The sequence below is a fragment of the Sporosarcina sp. SG10008 genome, assembly GCF_044569405.1.
In the GTDB taxonomy this organism is placed as follows: Bacteria; Bacillota; Bacilli; order Bacillales_A; family Planococcaceae; genus Sporosarcina; species Sporosarcina psychrophila.
Genome location: NZ_CP172607.1, coordinates 4,593,662 through 4,612,037, shown reverse-complemented (window position 1 = coordinate 4,612,037; position 18,376 = coordinate 4,593,662). Strand labels below are relative to the sequence as shown.

18 protein-coding genes and 1 pseudogene are annotated in these 18,376 nt (G+C 42.0%); 5 read left to right on the top strand and 14 right to left on the bottom strand.

Annotated elements, in window-relative coordinates:
* Window positions 1-212: 212 nt before the first annotated feature.
* The gene (gene cls / locus ACGLYD_RS21805) at window positions 213-1,664 is read left to right on the top strand and encodes a cardiolipin synthase (RefSeq protein ID WP_067205257.1); all 1,452 of its coding nucleotides are present in this window, start codon (window positions 213-215) and stop codon (window positions 1,662-1,664) included.
* 201 nt (window positions 1,665-1,865) lie between these two features.
* Here the strand turns inward: cls and ACGLYD_RS21800 are convergent, their stop codons facing one another.
* The gene (locus tag ACGLYD_RS21800) at window positions 1,866-2,795 is read right to left on the bottom strand and encodes a D-alanyl-D-alanine carboxypeptidase family protein (RefSeq protein WP_399633337.1); all 930 of its coding nucleotides are present in this window, start codon (window positions 2,793-2,795) and stop codon (window positions 1,866-1,868) included.
* Window positions 2,796-2,910: 115 nt separating this feature from the next.
* Between ACGLYD_RS21800 and ACGLYD_RS21795 the strand changes: the two genes are divergently transcribed.
* Complete coding sequence (locus ACGLYD_RS21795; protein WP_067205255.1) at window positions 2,911-4,065, top strand: MFS transporter; 1,155 nt, start codon at window positions 2,911-2,913, stop codon at window positions 4,063-4,065.
* Between the two features lie 160 nt (window positions 4,066-4,225).
* On the opposite strand, the gene ACGLYD_RS21790 is transcribed toward ACGLYD_RS21795, so the two are convergent.
* From ACGLYD_RS21790 to ACGLYD_RS21775, 4 genes and pseudogenes are all read right to left on the bottom strand, one after another.
* Window positions 4,226-4,474 carry a hypothetical protein gene (locus tag ACGLYD_RS21790; RefSeq protein ID WP_067205252.1) on the bottom strand — a complete coding sequence of 83 codons (249 nt, stop codon included), beginning with the start codon at window positions 4,472-4,474 and terminating at the stop codon, window positions 4,226-4,228.
* Window positions 4,475-4,719: 245 nt separating this feature from the next.
* Window positions 4,720-5,487: pseudogene (gene yidC, locus ACGLYD_RS21785) on the bottom strand (membrane protein insertase YidC); the annotation flags it as partial.
* Window positions 5,488-5,958: 471 nt separating this feature from the next.
* Window positions 5,959-6,312 carry a hypothetical protein gene (locus ACGLYD_RS21780; RefSeq protein WP_187046544.1) on the bottom strand — a complete coding sequence of 118 codons (354 nt, stop codon included), beginning with the start codon at window positions 6,310-6,312 and terminating at the stop codon, window positions 5,959-5,961.
* 82 nt (window positions 6,313-6,394) lie between these two features.
* The gene (locus ACGLYD_RS21775; RefSeq protein WP_399630525.1) at window positions 6,395-6,841 is read right to left on the bottom strand and encodes a GNAT family N-acetyltransferase; all 447 of its coding nucleotides are present in this window, start codon (window positions 6,839-6,841) and stop codon (window positions 6,395-6,397) included.
* 98 nt (window positions 6,842-6,939) lie between these two features.
* On the opposite strand from ACGLYD_RS21775, the gene ACGLYD_RS21770 reads away from it, so the two are divergent.
* Window positions 6,940-7,440, top strand: a complete 501-nt coding sequence (locus ACGLYD_RS21770; protein WP_340741338.1) for a GNAT family N-acetyltransferase — start codon at window positions 6,940-6,942, stop codon at window positions 7,438-7,440.
* Between the two features lie 45 nt (window positions 7,441-7,485).
* On the opposite strand, the gene ACGLYD_RS21765 is transcribed toward ACGLYD_RS21770, so the two are convergent.
* The 5 genes from ACGLYD_RS21765 to mntR form a co-directional block, all read right to left on the bottom strand.
* Window positions 7,486-7,959 carry a DUF4064 domain-containing protein gene (locus tag ACGLYD_RS21765; protein ID WP_399630522.1) on the bottom strand — a complete coding sequence of 158 codons (474 nt, stop codon included), beginning with the start codon at window positions 7,957-7,959 and terminating at the stop codon, window positions 7,486-7,488.
* Window positions 7,960-8,311: 352 nt separating this feature from the next.
* Complete coding sequence (locus tag ACGLYD_RS21760; RefSeq protein ID WP_067205236.1) at window positions 8,312-8,593, bottom strand: GNAT family N-acetyltransferase; 282 nt, start codon at window positions 8,591-8,593, stop codon at window positions 8,312-8,314.
* Window positions 8,594-8,649: 56 nt separating this feature from the next.
* On the bottom strand, window positions 8,650-9,540 hold the full coding sequence (locus ACGLYD_RS21755) for a DUF1002 domain-containing protein (protein WP_187046540.1): 891 nt from the start codon (window positions 9,538-9,540) through the stop codon (window positions 8,650-8,652).
* A gap of 66 nt (window positions 9,541-9,606) precedes the next feature.
* Window positions 9,607-10,470: a S1 RNA-binding domain-containing protein gene (locus tag ACGLYD_RS21750; RefSeq protein ID WP_067205231.1), complete on the bottom strand. Its 864-nt coding sequence runs from the start codon at window positions 10,468-10,470 to the stop codon at window positions 9,607-9,609.
* Window positions 10,470-10,895, bottom strand: coding sequence for a transcriptional regulator MntR (gene mntR, locus ACGLYD_RS21745; RefSeq protein ID WP_067205228.1), 426 nt, complete (start codon window positions 10,893-10,895; stop codon window positions 10,470-10,472). Before mntR ends, ACGLYD_RS21750 begins: the two co-directional genes overlap by 1 nt.
* Before the next feature lie 121 nt (window positions 10,896-11,016).
* Here mntR and ACGLYD_RS21740 point away from each other — a divergent pair, with 121 nt between their 5' ends.
* Window positions 11,017-11,172: a lmo0937 family membrane protein gene (locus tag ACGLYD_RS21740; RefSeq protein ID WP_370569949.1), complete on the top strand. Its 156-nt coding sequence runs from the start codon at window positions 11,017-11,019 to the stop codon at window positions 11,170-11,172.
* A gap of 302 nt (window positions 11,173-11,474) precedes the next feature.
* Here the strand turns inward: ACGLYD_RS21740 and ACGLYD_RS21735 are convergent, their stop codons facing one another.
* Genes ACGLYD_RS21735 through ACGLYD_RS21725 form a run of 3 tightly spaced genes read right to left on the bottom strand, consistent with a single transcriptional unit; the run spans window position 11,475 to window position 15,078 of the window.
* Complete coding sequence (locus ACGLYD_RS21735; protein ID WP_067205225.1) at window positions 11,475-12,587, bottom strand: GNAT family N-acetyltransferase; 1,113 nt, start codon at window positions 12,585-12,587, stop codon at window positions 11,475-11,477.
* Window positions 12,588-12,614: 27 nt separating this feature from the next.
* Window positions 12,615-14,723, bottom strand: coding sequence for a heavy metal translocating P-type ATPase (locus tag ACGLYD_RS21730; RefSeq protein ID WP_399630517.1), 2,109 nt, complete (start codon window positions 14,721-14,723; stop codon window positions 12,615-12,617).
* The gene (locus ACGLYD_RS21725; RefSeq protein WP_067205220.1) at window positions 14,710-15,078 is read right to left on the bottom strand and encodes a metalloregulator ArsR/SmtB family transcription factor; all 369 of its coding nucleotides are present in this window, start codon (window positions 15,076-15,078) and stop codon (window positions 14,710-14,712) included. The genes ACGLYD_RS21730 and ACGLYD_RS21725 overlap by 14 nt, the downstream gene beginning before the upstream one ends.
* A gap of 206 nt (window positions 15,079-15,284) precedes the next feature.
* Between ACGLYD_RS21725 and ACGLYD_RS21720 the strand changes: the two genes are divergently transcribed.
* Complete coding sequence (locus tag ACGLYD_RS21720; protein WP_340766378.1) at window positions 15,285-15,704, top strand: universal stress protein; 420 nt, start codon at window positions 15,285-15,287, stop codon at window positions 15,702-15,704.
* 81 nt (window positions 15,705-15,785) lie between these two features.
* Here the strand turns inward: ACGLYD_RS21720 and ACGLYD_RS21715 are convergent, their stop codons facing one another.
* Complete coding sequence (locus tag ACGLYD_RS21715) at window positions 15,786-18,170, bottom strand: penicillin acylase family protein (RefSeq protein WP_399633334.1); 2,385 nt, start codon at window positions 18,168-18,170, stop codon at window positions 15,786-15,788.
* Window positions 18,171-18,376: the final 206 nt, after the last annotated feature.

Sequence of the window (18,376 nt, the reverse complement as noted above, 5' to 3'; positions counted from 1 at the left end):
GAGCAAGAGCAACCCGGCAATGTTTAAAATAAGTAATAATGTATTCACTTTTCTTCCTCCTAAGTTTTAGATAGCGTGTAGCATAAAGCACACTTTAAACCATTAATGTCTATCAGTCAAGTAGGTTTTATCTTAACTTCCACTGTTACTTCTTTTTTCTAAGTCTTCCGTTATACTAGTAAGATAAGCATTATATGTAAAGGAGGCCGCTTATGACTCAACTAATCAGCATCTCGGTTACGGCAGTTTTTATTTTGAATATATTTCTTGCGATTGCCCTTATCTTTCTAGAAAGAAGAGACCCAACCTCAACTTGGGCATGGCTCCTCGTCATATTTTTCATTCCATTTTTCGGTTTCTTTATTTACCTTTTACTCGGCAGGCAACTGAGGGAAAAACACCTTTTCCGGTGGGAAGGACGGAGTAAAATTGGTATCGATCAATTGATTGATTATCAAATTGAAGCAATAGAAGAAGATACCCTCGAATTTAGGCTAGATGATACAGCTCACTACAAGGATATGATTTACCTTCATCTTAGAAATAACCACGCTGTCTTGACGCAAGACAATGACGTTCAGGTTTTCAACGATGGCGCAGCTAAATTTGATGCACTTATCCATGACCTCGAGCAAGCAAAGGATCATATTCATTTTCAAACTTACATTTTCAAATTGGATACCCTGGGGACTAGGATACTAAACGTTTTAATACGAAAAGCGAAGCAAGGCGTAAAAGTGCGTGTACTCTTCGATGATATCGGTTCACGAGGGCTTCGCAAGAGACACTTGAAGGAACTGATTGATAACGGAGGAGATGTTGAAGCGTTTTTCCCAGCTACTATGCCGCTTATCAATCCTCGAATGAATTTCAGGAACCATCGTAAAATCGTTGTTATCGACGGGCGAATTGGTTATGTTGGTGGATTCAACGTAGGCGATGAGTACTTGGGGCTGAACAAGAAGTTTGGCTATTGGCGCGATACACATCTGCGGATTGAAGGAAGTGCGGTACACCCGCTTCAGACGAGGTTTATATTGGACTGGAACCAAGCATCTGAAAAAAATGATATCGAATATGCAGAGCACTTCTTCCCTGCTATCCCTCGTAAAGGTTCCGTCGGGATGCAGATTGTGTCGAGTGGACCCGACTCAGAATGGGAACAGATTAAAGACGGTTATTTGAAAATGATTTTCATAGCGAAGAAATATATTTATATTCAAACGCCTTATTTCATCCCAGATATCAGCTTCTTGGACGCGCTACGCATTGCATGTCTCTCTGGAATCGATGTGCGGATAATGATTCCGAACAAGCCTGACCATATGTTTGTATACTGGGCAACCTATTCAAATGTTGGTAAATTATTAAAAGCAGGAGCAAAAGTTTATATTTATGAAAATGGCTTCCTGCATACCAAGCAAATCGTCGTTGATGATGAGCTTTCAACCGTCGGAACTGCCAATATCGATGTCCGCAGCTTCAAATTGAATTTTGAAGTCAACGCCTTCATTTATGATCGTGAAAAATCACATGAATTAGCTGAGCTTTTCGAACAGGATATGCAATTATCGACTGAATTAACCTATGAAATGTATTTGGAACGTTCTCGTCTCATTAAATTAAAAGAATCAGTTTCAAGACTACTTTCACCAATTTTATGATATAAGAAAAGCTTAATACGCCCGCTAGACGCGACAGGCATAAGTCGAGCGGCTGGCGCCTGAAGCTAGACACTAAGAAAAGCGCAAGATGGCTGGAGTCTAAATACCGACCTAAATACTTTCTTTTCATAGAACAAAAGGGACGCACCGCTAAAACGGTACGTCCCTTTTGTTCTATGAAAATATGAGTCACTTATGTGTTTATTGGACCCCTAAATATTCTTCTAACGTAAGATTTTTCTTGAAAATTTCGTCCGCAATTTCAAGACCAACATAACGGAAATGCCAAGATTCATGCATATATCCTGTAATCTGTTCTTTCCCCACTGGATAGCGCATAACGAAGCCGAATCGGTGAGCGTTTGCTGCCACCCATTTTCCTGCTTCTGTTTCCCCAAATGATGATGAAGCAAAGTGCTGTTCGAAATTCACTTCACCAATATCGAATGCCAGCCCTGTTTGATGTTCAGAATAACCCGGGCGTGCACTGTAGGTATCGGCCGCTTTCTCACCATCACGAGCAACATATCTCTCGTAAAGTGTCGTCTGGTATTCAAATGAGCGATAGGTGCTGAATGCATTGAGATTAAAACCTGTAAGTTTCGCTTCTGCCGCCATTCTTTCAAATGCCCCACGCGCTTTTTTGTCTTCTCCAGGTGCGTATGTTGCCGGAAGCGGATACTTTTTATTGGCGAGTAAAATCCCTTTTACAAACTTCGGTTCTTTAGGAAGCGTCTGACCTTCGATATATCCTCCGTTGTCAATCGCTGGATTCGGCTTTACTTCAGTACCAGATCCTGCACCGTTGTTTTTTGTTGGTTTGGATGGAGATTCAGGCGTAACCTCCTGCACTTTCCCGGGTTCGTCCTCTTCTTTCGTTTCATCAGCATCGGGTTGCTCTACAAGGTCAGGGAGTTCGGTTGGTTCTGTTTCGTGGGCTGCGTCCTCATCCCCATTTGCAACAGACATACCAATGACTTCCTGCCCTTTTTTAATACTTTTTTCTACATCCCAGTCATTCATTCCAAGTCCAATTAGGAGTCCTGTCATAATGAAGCCGGAAATAATTAAAGTGATTGTTAAAGCTTTACCCTTTTTTTTCTTATTGGTATAGTTGTTTTTTCGTTTCATCAATAAGCCTACCTTCTCAATATATATGTATAGTCTACCATCATTTTTCTTTGTGGTCTGCGTATGCTATCATTTAATTTCACGATTATTGAATAGTTTGCAAGGGAGCGATAGGATGAAGAACCAAAGATGGCTTTCGATGAGTTTTTTCGCTTTTTTCTTTACTTGGGGCGTATTTCTTCCCTATTGGACTGGCTGGCTAACAATTGAAAAAGGTTTATCCGTAACAGCAGCAAGTTTTATTATGGGTGCTGGAATGATTGCACGATCGTTATCCACATTCCTTATCTTCCCGTATCTGACTCGAAAAATATCCATGATCCGTGTGATGAAATGGATTTCACTTACAGCACTTATTTTAACGCTCCTCTATTTACCAGACTCACCTTTCATCGTACTTCTTATTATTACCGTTCTATTCAGTGCAATCTATCCGATGATATTGCCTGCCGTCGAAAGCGGCGCGTCTATTTTAATGCAGATAGAAGGAATTCATTACGGAAAGAGCCGATCGTTCGGATCAATTGGCTACACTATTGCTTTGTTATTAATCGGAGCAGCTACAGCTATTTGGACTGAGCAAGCAATCCTTTACATAATGATTGTTGGGTTAACTATCTTAACATTATTTTTCATGCGACCAGCACCAAAAGCTTTACAATTAAATCCAGTTCATGACGACACTACTAAACAAGCCATCAATTTCAAATCGCTCTTGACGTCCAAAGAATTTGCAATTATCTTGCTACTCGCCATCCTTTTACAAGGGGCGCATGCGTCCTATTATAACTTCGGATTCATTTTCTTAGATAATCTTGGTGTTAATGGTCTTTATATCGGGATTATCTTGAATATAGCAGTGTTATTTGAAATATTGTTTTTTACACGTGCTGATCGATTGCTTGCAAACCTTAAAGTCTCCACGATGTTTCTCATAGCAGGAATCGGATCCACGGTAAGATGGATACTTATTGCTTTGTTTCCATACATATCTGTTTTCATCGGCACTCAAATACTCCATGCCTTGTCGTTTGGTGTAGCCCATTTTGCGTTCATAAAATTCATTTCTCAAAAACTGCCCCATGATCAACTTGCTACAGCACAAGGAATGTATGCAGCATTCGCGATGAGCCTGAGCACCGCAATCCTGACATTTTTAGGTGGTTACTTATATGACGTTTCACCACGGCTCGCATTTCTCGGTATGATTATTTGTTCTATTCCAGCTATCATCATCGTGCTGATGACTAGAAAGAAATATGCCTATTAATAGAATAGACGCTTACCGGAAATTTCAGTTCCCGGTAAGCGTCTTTTCTTTACCTATATGTGTTGAAATAAAGAATCCTACCAACAACGCTAGGGGACGCCTTCGCTGGAGATTATATAGAATCACTCATTCAACATATATAATTAATCATATGTTCAACTTACCTAACAATATTAAATATGAGCAACACTACAAAAGCGCCTCCGAAAAAAATAGACATCCATAACATCCATTTCGACTCGCGTACCATACCCTGCTCACGAAATGATTTCGCCCGAGCCCCATTCGTCAATGAAAACAGAGCCACCATCGACAAAACAGCGTTGTTCAAGTCGAGCTTGATGATGAAATAGACCGAAGCTAATGCGGCTGCTACAATCCCGATTCCAAATAACCATTTAGTCTGCACATCGATAACCTCCTATGTCTTGTAATCTACATATGTTGACCATTATCTGATTCCTGTAATCTGACCAGAAAAAAGGCCGAAGATTTCTCTCCAGCCTACTTTCATTTATCGTCTTTAGTGTCTATCTTTTTTACTTCTTTTACTTCTTTTACTTCTTTTACTTCTTTTACTTCTTTTACTTCTTTTACTTCTTTTACTTCTTTTACTTCTTTTACTTCTTCAGCATTTATAACCTCTTCAGCATCTTCTACAACCAGTTCAGGATGCTTGTAATAGAACTTGCGGCCTAAGTACGTTTGGAAGATAAGGAGAAGTCCCCCAACTGCCCAGTAAAGGGGTAGTGCTGCCATCGCCTTGAATGAAATGAACATAATCATAACTGGCGATAAGTAAATAAATGCTTTCATCTGTTTCTTCTGCTGCTCCGGCATTGTCCATAGTGATACACGTGCTTGGACGAAGTAAACTGCACCAGCAAGAACCATCATAATCATATCCGGCTCTCCGAGATTAAACCAAAGAAACTCATGTGTTTGTACTTCAGTAGAATTGAGGATAGCAAAGTAGAGACCCATGATGATTGGCATCTGGATGACTAACGGAAGACAACCCATATTAAGTGGATTGACACCATGCTTCGAATAAAGTCCCATCATTTCTTGCTGAAGCTTCACTTGCTCATCTTTTTGTTCTTTTTCTTTTGCTTCTTTCAAACGCTTTTGAATGTCTTCCATCTCAGGGCGGAGCGCATCCATTTTAACTTTCATATTCTGTTGCGACTTATAGTTTTTCAGCATAAGCGGCATTAGGACCAACCGGATTAATACCGTAATGAGTATAATCGACAGGCCGTAATTCCCATTGAAGAAATCACTGAAAAAATGCAGTAACCAATCCATCGGCTTAACGAAAAGATTATAAAATGTACCTTCTTTGTTCTCGATGCCTGCACAACCGCTTAGAAAAACGGCAGTGGTCATTAACATCGTAACTAATCCAATTTTCTTCTTCATTAGATTCACCTTCACTATTTCAAACTATTAAAAAGTATACCTTACCTAGTCCTCAAATTACAACGATTGACCGTTCGGAAAATTTTTTCTTCCCCAGTAATGGAGTAACGAAAATAATCTCCTGTCAGATCTCTTCGGAATTGCCTAGGTGTTTGACCGGTTTATTTTTTATCTATGCGTGTGAAATAACTTTGATTACAAAATAGAATCGTTCAGATATATCAGGAATTTTATTTTCAGGAAAACATAGGTAGTATTGAGATTCTTCCAGAGCACAAAATTTTCGTATGTACTTCATAAATTTCATTCTGTTCCGTCTTCACGAGTAGAATCCTGGAGGAGCTTCTGGGTTGTTGCCTGTCGTATATATTTTTCATTCTTCCCTCAATACCAAAATGCAAGAATCCCTAACATAATTTAATAAAAAAAACACTTCCATGTAGGAAGTGTTTTTGGTATCGTACTACATTTTTATTTGATGGATTGTTCCGCGCCTAATTCGTTTTGTTCTTTTTTATGGTAGAGTCCATCTGTTTCAGGGGTCATCTTCACATCATCTTCAATTTCTTGGTTATAATAGTGGACACTCGTTTGAGCACCTTCACTTACCATTTTGTTATCTTGAAGATCATATGGATCCGAATGTCCGACTTTAGTTTCGGAAGATCTATTCAACTTTTGTGATTCGATGAATGAATCAACTTTTGTTTTCATATTACTAAAAGCCACTTGTGCCTTATCCCTATTTTCTTTTTTACTGAAGTAGGCATAAGCCCCCGCCGCCATCGTTGCAAGTAATAAATTATTATTTCGTTTACGACCCATTCAAATCATTCCTCCCAGATTTAATGAAAAAAGTATTGTATAGAGAGTATACCCTCATCTGCCAGTTTAGAAACTTTCATTTTCATACGTTTGATAAAATCATATCCACATGCGGAATTCCACCATCTTCATAAGGCTCCGAAATCGCATTAAATCCATGCTTCTCATAAAATCCAACAAGATGTTGCTGAGCCTGCAATCGAATCTTTTCAGGTTTCCAATGTTTCTTGGTAAAGTCAACGCTTCGTTCCATAAGAATATGTGCAAGCCCTGTGCCCCTTTTGTCCTCTCTGATGATGACCCGACCAATGGATGGCTCCAAATACTTCACACTAGCCGGAAGAAGCCGTGCATAGGCGGTCAGTCCTTCCTCATCGCTACAGAATATATGAATCGCATCGTAATCATGACCATCAACTTCATGATACGCACAATTTTGCTCCACGATGAATACATCAACACGTAACTTCAACATTTCATATACTTCATGACCGCTTAATTCCCCAAATTCGTTATAAGTCCACTTCATCCAGCATCTCTCCCATATATATCATTTTCATTACATTGGTAGTTTTCATCCAAGTTATTTGTTATGATTACAAAAAGAAATGCAGAGGTGACAGTGCAATGATCCGACTAATGACTGCCATGGATAGTATGCACGTTCAACAGATTGTTTTTAAGACTTGGAACGAAACCTATAAAGATATTATTCCAGCAGAAATCCAAAAGAAATTTATCAATCGCTCCTACTCAGAAGCGATGCTACTGAAGCGCATGGAGAAAACGTATGTGCTAGTAGCCGAATGTGAAGGTATTCCTATCGGTTTTTCCAGTTTCACGAAAAAAGATGAAGATGGCGATTCTGAATTGACTGCTATGTATATTTTACCATCGCATCAGAAAATGGGCTATGGTAAAAAGTTAGTTGAATACTCTCTGTCGTTACTTTCAGACGCACAGAAATTATTTGTTTATGTAGACGAACGCAATACCGTGGGACGAGCCTTTTATGAGAAACAAGGCTTTGAGTTACTTGATGTCTTTGAAGAATATTTCGAGGGCTACCCTGTAGTAACAGCCCAATATGTATTTTGTATTCATTCCCCAGCACTTGCCTTACACTAAAAAAAACACTTTCCCCCAATTGGAGGAAAGTGTTTTTTCACATTATTATAAAGGTCTCATTGTTCCATCATACTTATCATCCACAAACTGTGATTCATTTATAAGTGGTGGTTTCTTTGTAAAACAAAGGATGCCCACAATGTATAGAAGAATCGAAGTCAATGAAATAATCCCAGCAGTCAAACCGGCGATAATGAACATAATCCCGGCAAGCTTAGGATTTTTATTGTTCCAGATGTTCACGATTCCAATTACCGTCAAAATCAAGCTGACAATTAAGCTGATGATAATTAACCACATAAACCCACCTACGATTCCAAATACTCCATAGATAATTTCGATTTGATCAGGCGTTAATGTCGGATCTGCCAACAGTATTTCAGCTTCGAACTCTTCTTTAATCAACGTGTCCGATTTCAAATAGTTAAATAAAGCCAGTGCTGCGAAACTGACAAAAACACCTATTGCCGTCAAGACGACACTTAAAATCGATAATACTTTTTCCGCTGTACGGCTCATGAAATACACCTCTCTCTTAATCTCTATATATGATTATACGTTCAACTGAAGGATAGGTTTCACTTTTTCAAACAATAACATGACAAAGATGTTTCATTAAATAGTGTACGGGTATTCTGTATATATGCAGGCATCATAGCCCAAATTAGGAAAGGGGACGATACAAATGGAGAAGAAACTGATTTTCAGTCAAGCCGACATGATGTATACTGTCGCCGGCGCTACTGTATTAACTAGTATAGTGTACTTAATTACTTTATTGTGAGGGATTTGAATGAATCGAATTTTACCGCGTGAAATATAAAAGGCAATCCTTAGTTTTATAACTAAATGGATTGCCTTTTATTATTTTTCACACTTTTACATCATCATAATCTTTGTAGCGTTCAAAAGCTGTTACAACATACGAGCAGACAGGCTCCATTTTTAACTCTTGTTCACGCGCATAACTCGCTGCACGGTCCAGTATTTTTTTTGCAACGCCTTGTCCTCGGAGTTCAGGTGAAACGAATGTATGATCCATCACCATCACATCCCCAAGAATTGTCCATGTAATTTCTGCAAGCATCGCTCCATTTTGTTCATAACGGAACGCGAATGCATCCCCGCCCAATTCAACAAATTCGAATTCCATCTAAACTACCCCTTTTCTATAAATTCTCCTTCATAATACAACATTTTACTTCCCGATTACTTAAACCAAGACTGAACGGATTCGAAAAGGTTTGCAAAGAACTCCTTCACACTTTCCCAAAAGCCAGGATCAATATCACCGAGTGTTTCTTTTATTTTCGATGTCATATCCGATAATTGCTCAGATAATTTATTGAAATCGATATCTAAATTTCTAATTCTGTCCATTAAGTCTATGAGCAATTGCCGATCCGCATCACTTAAATTAATATTAAGCTTTTTCATTTGCTCTGTGACAATTTTCTCAACCTCTTCTTTTGTCGCCGGATTTTTCTCTGCGATTTGCTTTTTAATTTCCGTTAGAAGCTCGGCTACTTTGTCACTATCGACACCGGGTTCTTTCGCAAACTTCGTCGCAAGATTCAATTCATCATTTGCGACATCAGTCCGCTCTGTATCAAGTTTCTCACCAGTCACTTCATAGGCTTTGTATATTCCAACTAACGCGGAATGGCCCGTCACTTTTTTCGGTGAGGCTACCTCGACAATTGCGTCTTCGATTCCGGCCGTTAACATTGCCGTTGCATAGATTTCTGGTGTCACCTGTGTAATATTATCCTGTGTAACAATCGTGATGACAAGCCCTTTGCCTTCTTCCTGCCTCGTGATTTTAGCTGAAGAATACATACGTGCCTTGCCATTGCCATCTTTAATATATTTCACAAGGTCACTGCCATCAACGGATATTTCTTCCACTTCCGCTTCTTGTGCAACGCCCAAACTATTCTTCACACTTTCTTTTTCTGCGTCTGATAAATCTGCACCGTAAACAACGATTGGTACACCTAGTTTTTCATTGATGACTGGATCTTCTGCATGTACGGTCGCCGGAACCGTGATTCCGATTACCAGTACAGCCGCCATCATTATTGTCAGTAGACGTTTCATGTTGATTCCCCCTCTTTCTAGGAATTAATACGATTCCCGGTTGATAAAGGTTCCCGAACTTCGGTATTATTTCAACAATGTCCATCCATCATTCTGTTCAATTCTGCCTTCTTTCATGAGTTTACCAAGTGCACGTTTGAATGATGCTTTACTCATATTGAACATTTCTTTTATCTCGTCAGGTGTTGATTTATCCGTGAAGGGCATACGTCCCTTAGCTTCATTCAAATAACGAAGGATTTTTTCAGCATCGTCTCCCTGACGCTCCTCTTTACGAGGCAACATCGATCCGTTCACTGTTCCATCTTCACGGACACCAATAATACGGACAGTCATTTCTTGGCCGAGACGAGGTTCACGTTCCTGTTCTGTATTGTGGATGAAAATACGGTAATTTTCAGGAATGCTAAGCATAAACGAACCAACTGGTAACAAGCGATACGCTCTTGCCTTCAAGTCCATGTTAAAGACGGAAGTAGGCGCTTCAATGATTTGTTCTAATACGCGTTCTTCTGTAGCAAGTCGGCCGAAAATAGTACCGCCCAAATCCATTCGAAGCGTCATATACAACGCATCGTCTACCTTCGGCCATAGAGCCCGCACTTTAGGCATATCATTTTTATTCACAAGCACTTCGATTGAAGAACCGATATCAACATAAACACCTTCATGGTCATCCACACGTATTACACGTGCCCAGCCAAATGTCTCAGCTGTCATGTGTGGAATCTGCATCGTCGCAGAAAGCTCTCCGCGTCTATTCATGTAAAGGAAAACTTTTACTTTATCTCCTTCTTGAATGTTTTCGTCTGCATCAGATGCATTCAACATAATATGTTCTTGTTCGCTATCGCCACCCAATATCCATCTTGAACCGTCTTGCTCCAACACTTCTAACTCCACCGCATAACCTGATTTTAGTTGTTCCATTATTTATCTACCTCTTTCTCCTGATCCATTACACGTAATTTTCTAACAAATTCTTCGTCTTGTCCCATCGCTTCGACCAGATCAGTTATTCGATCCATCGCATTCCAGCTTAGGTGATGTTCAATTCCTTCCACGTCCCCATAAATATTTTCTTCATCGACTCCAATAATGCGAAGAAACTGTTCAAGGAGATCATGACGTCGAACAAGTTTTTTTCCAAACGAAAACCCTTTTCCCGTCAATTCGAGACCTTTGTAGCGTTCATAGACAATATAGCCTTCCTTATCGAGACGCTGAGCCATTTTTGTAACGGATGAAGGGAGAACTGCCAAGGATTCAGCTACATCCGATACACGTGCAACGCCTTTCGCTTCGATATGCAAATAAATCTGTTCAAGATAATCTTCCATACCTGGTGTTGCCAACTGTACCGCCTCCAGTATGTATACCCAGTCTCATTCCCAATCACTACTTTTCAAACGTCCCTAGTTTAACTTTTAATTGGCGGGGGTAAAGATAGAATACATCAGTAAAGGGGGGATTCACATGGGTCGAATTATATGGTTACTCATTGTAGCATTATTCGTGTTTTGGTTGTTAGGCCTCGTATTCAAGATTGGCGGAGGACTAATTCACATTCTTCTAGTCATCGCAGTTATTGCATTTATTTTCAATCTTATTTCCGGAAAACGAAGCGTGTAACGAAAGGGATGTCGACATTAGTCGGCATCCCTTTTTTAGTGTCTAGCTTCAGCGGCCAGACGCTCGGGTCATAAGCCAGACCAGCTAGGAAGGATTGAAGTGCATCCTTCCCGGGTAAAGAACACCGCGTCGCCGGTCCGTCTTATGCCTGTCGCGTCTATGCGGGCCGCTTACGCTTTTCTTGTCTAGCTACAGGCGCCAGCCCCTCGAGTCGCTTCAGTCTTGCAGATAAAGGCAAAGTACGCCTTTTTCTGCAAGACCTCCAGCGCTTTTCGGAGCTAGACGGCGCCTTCCGCATTTCTTTAGTCTATTTTCGCATAGATACATGTATTTCGTAAAACATTACCATCGGGTGATAAGGAATCTTGTTTCAAAATCCCTTCGAGGGTGAACCCTGCACGTTCTGCGACGCTACGACTTTTCATGTTTTCTTCATCACAACGAATTTCCACTCTGCGCGCTCCAAGCTTTTCGAAGGCAAATTTTTCAATATGTTTAACGGCTTCGGTCATATAGCCCTGGCCTTCAAATTCTGTAGCTAGCCAGTAGCCAATCTCGAATTTCGGAATCGACCAATCGATTCGATGTAGTCCCGATGAACCGACAAACTTCCCGGTTTCTTTATGGTAAACATGGAAGCGCAGGTCTTGTCTTGTGATGAAATTTGCAACTGCTTTTCGCAAGCTTTCTTCTGTCATATGCAGCTCCGGTTCCGGTTGCGCCCATGGCATCCACTTGCGAAGCGCAGGTAATGAAGCCCTAATCGCATTCCAAGCATCTGTTGCATCGCCAAGTTCAGGAGCCCGAATGACAAGCCGTTCTGATTCGAATGACTCCGCGAAATCCGGGATACGAGGGGATGCCGCAGAACCTCGTGACTTCTCTCCGTCTTCCCAAATCACAGGCGTTGTCGTTCCCGCCATGAAATCTTCCCGCGTAATACCATAGGTCACTGCATCATAATAGGAATGTTCTTTAGGCGAAAACCAAGCTTTCCGAAGATGTGCTTCCTTGACAAAGCCTGCACGTTCGAACGTTTTTCGCATCGCAAGATTATCTTGTCTCGTATGACCTTCGAGACGAATTTTCTTGCCTGGCAATCCGAATACATATTCCGCGACAAGTCGAAGAGCCTTCGGGCCGTAGCCATATCCCCTCGACATATCTGCAATACGTAAATCGAACAACGGAATTTCATCTTGCAAGTCGTAAATTTTTACGATTCCTACTTTTTCTCCGGCGTCATTTTCCACCCAAAACGTTTTCACTTCATCCGACTCATAGCCGCCCTCTTCGATTGTTTTTTCAATCAAATGACGTCCCGGATCAGAGTTACCGTGGTAAGGCCACGTATTAGTTGTCATGAAATGAATAAGTTGCTCCTGCTCTTCCATTGTCCACTCTTGTAAATACATTAGAATTCGCCTCCGTATAGAAACTACTTACTTATGAACGCGTAGCAACCGCAACGAGTTCAGCACAACGAGTAGCGTGGCACCCATATCCGCGAAGATGGCAATCCATAATGTCAGCCAACCGGGAATGATAAGAAGCAATGCTATAATTTTTAAGCCTAATGCAAACATAATGTTTTCTTTGATGATTCGCAATGTTTTTCGGCTTAATTTCATTGTATAAGGTAATTTCCCTAAATCATCTGCCATTAGTGCAATATCTGCTGTTTCCAATGCAGCGTCCGTTCCCGCTCCCCCCATTGCTATACCAACTGAAGCTGCAGCTAAGGCAGGCGCGTCATTGATGCCATCACCAACCATGGCAACACGGCCATATTCGTCACTTAATTGTTTAATCGCTGTTAATTTGTCTTCCGGCATTAGTCCGGCGCGTACATCCGTAACACCGAGCTCAGCAGCAATTGCTTCTGCCGTTACTTGGTGATCGCCTGTCAGCATGACTGTATGACGGATACCTATACTTTTCAGTTGTTCAAGGACGTCACGACTTTCCGCACGTATGGGATCCGCCACGGCTAGCAGTCCGCTAAAATCAGTACCCGTGACAATCGCCATGACAGACTTTCCTTGTCGTTGAAGGGATGCCGCTTGCTGTAATATGTCTTCTGGCAATGAAGAAAGTTCTTGTGCCCAGCTTAGGCTACCAATATAAGTCGTCATGCCATCAATTTCAGCATAAGCGCCTTTTCCGGTAACCGATTGAAAATTGGACACAACGACTTTCTGCGCACCATGTTGATGCGCGTAATCGACAACCGCTTTTGCAAGCGGATGCTGTGACATTGACTCGACTGCTGCGATTGCACTTAATAATTGCTCTTGAGCGATTTCTTTACCTACGATGAAATCCGTTACTTCCGGATACCCTTTCGTTAACGTTCCGGTTTTATCGAACGCAATAACGTCAAGTCTTCCTGTTTCTTCGAGGTGGATACCGCCTTTAATCAGCACGCCTTGACGTGCCGCGTTACCAATCGCTGTGACAATCGCAACTGGTGTAGAGACAACAAGTGCACATGGACAACCGACGACGAGTACAGCAAGACCTTGGTAGATCCACGCGTTCCAATCGCCACCGAGTAATGGTGGTATTATGGCCACAAGAATTGCAATCACGATGATTGCAGGTGTGTAGTATTTCGCGAATTTATCAACGAACTTTTGAGATGGTGCTTTTTCTGCTTGCGCATCTTCTACGAGATGGATGATCTTCGCAATTGTTGTATCGCCGACAAGCTTTGTAACCGTTACTTCAAGTGCACCCTCTTCATTAAGCGTGCCCGCGAATACATTATCACCAGATTTTTTTTGGACAGGGATGGATTCCCCTGTAATCGCTGCTTGATTGACCGTAGATGAACCCGTTAGAACAGCGCCGTCCATAGCGATTTTCTGACCTGGTTTTACGATTAGAATATCGCCGACGATGATATCTTCTGTCGGAAGTTCCATAAACGTTTCCCCTCGTTTTACGAGGGCGGAAGGCGGTGCAATATCCATCAATTGTCGGATGGACTGTCGTGCTTTATTCATTGAATAGGCTTCTAACGCTTCACTAACCGCAAACAGGAAGACGACAACCGCACCTTCACGCCATTCCCCAATAATTGCAGCACCAATAATGGCAATCGTCATCAGCGTTTTCATATCGAATTCGAAACGGACCAAATTTCGCAATCCTGTTTTGAATATGCTTGTTCCACCAATTACAATGGCAATTGCAAATAGAGCGATCGCTGCAGGATGTGTTTCAGCGTAACGAAATGACACATACATCCCTATTAGTAAGAATAGCAACGAAAAAAGTGTAACGAGATTCTCTTTCCGTTTAAAGAAAGACGTTTTCGGCTCAATCTTCTTATTCTGAAGTGGGACAACTTTAATGCCATCAAATGCACCTGCTGCTTCGAGGTCTTCAATCGTCGCGCTGCCACTAAACGCTAATTTTGATGCGCCAAAATTCACTTGTACATCCTCAATAGAAGGCAGGTTTTTAACGTTTTTTTCAAACTTCATCGCACAACTGGCACATGTTAGATTCTCCAACCTATATTCTTTTTTCTCAACCGTTGCCATGCTCAACACCCTCTATCGTATGCTCGTGTGCGACTTTCACAAGTTGGTGGACGTGATCGTCTGCGAGCGAATAGTAAACCATCTTCCCTTTTCTCCTTGATTTAGCAAGTGCTTGTTCACGCAAATAACGTAAGTGATGGGAAGCCGTCGCAACGGAAGAACCAATCACTGCCGCAACGTCACATACACACATTTCTTCTTCTAGTGTCAGCGAAAAAGCAATTTTTAATCTGGTTTCATCCGCCAACGCTTTAAATATTGCGACAGCCGCACCCACATCAGGGAGCGCCTTCTGTACCCGATTCACTACTTCTTCATGAACCGTTGTCACTTCACAAACTTCTTTTACCGTCATATTTACACCTCATTCAAATGGTTGTTTGATTAACTTTAGTATATGTAATTCCTCTTGCAATTGCAAGGCTAATCAAACGGTGCTTTGAATGTATATTTCCCGTTTAATTAATTACTCAAAAGAAGGGTTTAACAGATAGGTGTAGAACACTTATACTTACTAACAATGTAACTTTACATGTCAGACATACGAAAGTAGGGATTCCGATGTATAACCGAATACTAGTCGCGGTCGACGGCTCAGTAAACTCGCACCGCGCAGCCAAACATGCCGCTCAACTCGCCTCGTTATGCCAAGGAGTGGTCGTTGAAATCCTTTATATCCTTGAGTTTGACCGAACACGTTCAGATGTACTTGATAATGCCAGCAGTGATGATCTCCATATCGATCGCAAGAAGCGACTCATGCCCATCGAGGAGGCTTTCGAGCAGTTTCAAATCCCCTTTAAGCTTGTCATAAAACACGGTGACCCTGGACCAATCATCGTTAATTTTGCCAATAGTGGTGAATTCGATCTTGTCGTTCTCGGTAGCCGTGGCCTGAATACTTTTCAGGAAATGGTGCTAGGCAGTGTGAGTCATAAAGTAGCAAAACGTGTGACAGCACCGGTTTTGATTGTTAAATAACAGAGGCTCTTAGCGGTGGATAAGATAATGCATCGGTTTACCCGCGTTTCCAAAGTTTCACCAAATTAAAAACGGGGCGCATTAGCGCTCCGCTTTTAACTTCAACGTATATCCATCTTTAATGTCCCCATCCAAAACAGTTTCATGGTAATTACCATTCACCCAGTCATCTGCTTGATCGTGGAACCATTGCGATTTTATGTGGCCACTTTGACCCGGTCCTACAATATGATTCGCTTTCGATAAATCGGACAAATCGGCAACAAAGCGCCAAGGTGCACCGTGATTTACAGTACCATCTGCCTGAAATGCTGCAGCCTGGACTGTAACATTCGAACCGCCGATTGCCTGTTTCTTCGGATTTAAGAAATATTCAAAGATTGGAGATGCGCCTGATAGAGCGTGCGGAAACTCCAACTGATGGAAATCTCCCCATTGCCAATCCGCGATTTTATCACCGAACAATCCTTCAATCTCTTCGATTGAATTTACAAATGAATCGAAGACCCACTTATCAACACCGCCATACTCTTCCACCCAGGCCCCTGGTTCACCCGCATAAGCGTCGCGCAACATTTTGTCGGTAATTGTCCCTTTCGCCGGTAGAAGCTCATAAACGTCCTCAGGCATCGTTGCACTGAGCATGCCAATTGGCAATTGTTTCATCCATTTATGAAAGACAAGTGGTGCCGCCGCATCTGCAGAATCATATTGATCCCACTCGCGAAGCATTTTTACAATCTCTTTGTACTTTCCGACAGCGGCGTCTTTCGTTTCAATTGAACTGATCATATCGTCCAAGAACTCACGAGCGTATAGGTTCTTCTGATCCATCTGCAATTTCATCATATCTTCTGCCGTGAAATTATCCCCTTCGCGAAGCACTTCCGCTATTCGTTCATAGCGATAAGGCTGTGCCCAAAGTTTTGTAATGTGATAAGGATATGAATCGTCAACAATTTGATTATTTGCTGTGGCAATGAACCCTTCTTTAGGATTCACGACACGCGGCAACTCATCATATGGAATGTAGCCCGTCCAGCCATAATCGGAAGAGTCGCCTGGTACAGGCAATTGCGCATCCCCTTGTTTCCTGATAGGAATACGACCGTTCGCTTTATAAGCAATAGTGCCGTCATTCGCTGCAAACACAAAGTTCTGTGCTGGTGCATGGAAGTCTTCCAAAGCCATCTCAAAACTTTCCCAGTCGGAAGCTTTGTTCATCTTCATAATCGCTTCGAGTTCTTTTGTCGGTTCCAGTGCTGTCCATTGCATTGAAAACAGCGCGTCTGGATCTTCATCTTTGTAAAGAATGTCCGAAATAATCGGGCCATGTCGCGTAACCATTACTTCAAACGGTACATCCTCCTCGCCTTTTACAGAAATCGTTTCATCTCTTACCTCAGCCTGTTCCCATTCTCCATCATAGAGAAATTGTGTCCGATCTTCAGGATTCGGAGTTTCGATATATAGATCTTGTACGTCAGGTCCAACGTTCGTCACACCCCATGCAACGTCGTCATTATGCCCAAGAATAATTCCTGGAATCCCTGCAAAAATAACACCGCTAACGTTTTGTTCAGGTGATTGCAAATGCATCTGATACCAGATCGCCGGCGTATCAAGCCCGAGATGCGGATCATCTGCTAGAAGCGGTAATCCTGAAGCCGTTTTATCCCCCGACACGACCCAGTTGTTACTACCGTTGAATTCAGGCGGCACAAGATCAGGGTCGAACTGACCAGCCACAGCGACCGGATTCGCAATGTTAGCCTCAATAATAGAAGACGCATTTTCCGGATAAACGGTGAACAACTCCCGCGCCAAGTCTTCCGAGAAATTATTCAACGCCCAATGCCTGACCGCTAAACTATCCCAGTTTCCGCCGAGGTCATAAGCCATATACTTACCTATCGTCAGCGAATCGATTTCTGTCCATGGTTCAGGCGTGTAGCCCAGGACCTTGAATTCATACGGAAACTTCCCATCTCGCTCCGCCTCCTCAATGAATGCATTGACTCCTTCCGCATACCAGCTGAGCACCTTTTTCCCTTCCTCACCATAGCCGTCATAAGACGCTTCGGCCGCCGAGCGCAAACTAAATGTACGGAACTTCTTATCCGTTCCAACAGCCACTTCCCCAACTACTTCGGATAATCGACCACTCGCTTGCCTACGAGCCATATCCATTTGGAATAAACGGTCTTGAGCTTGCACATAGCCTTGAGTCCTATACAAATCCGCGTCCGATTCCGCCGTTATATGCGGTACGCCAAACTCATCCCGGACGATTGTCACATCTTCATCTAGAATTTCCACACTTACTTCTCCATCAATAAACGGTTTCGACTTCGCTATGTAACTATTTACAATAAGTAGTACCACAATAGCCAAAACTATAATTGATCCAAACACCGACAACATAATTTTTGGCCATTTCCCCATCCGTTTCCCCTGTTTCACCATTTCACGCACCTTCCCTATCTCCCTTAATGGTATTCTACTATTTCATTTATATTCCTTCTTTCTCCAAACTAACCTTAGGGCAAAAGTGGTAACTCATCACAACCAATCATATATCTCCGACACCGAGCATTAACACACCACAACCAATCATTTATCCCCGACACCGAGCATTAACGCAGCACAACCAATCATATATCCCCGACACC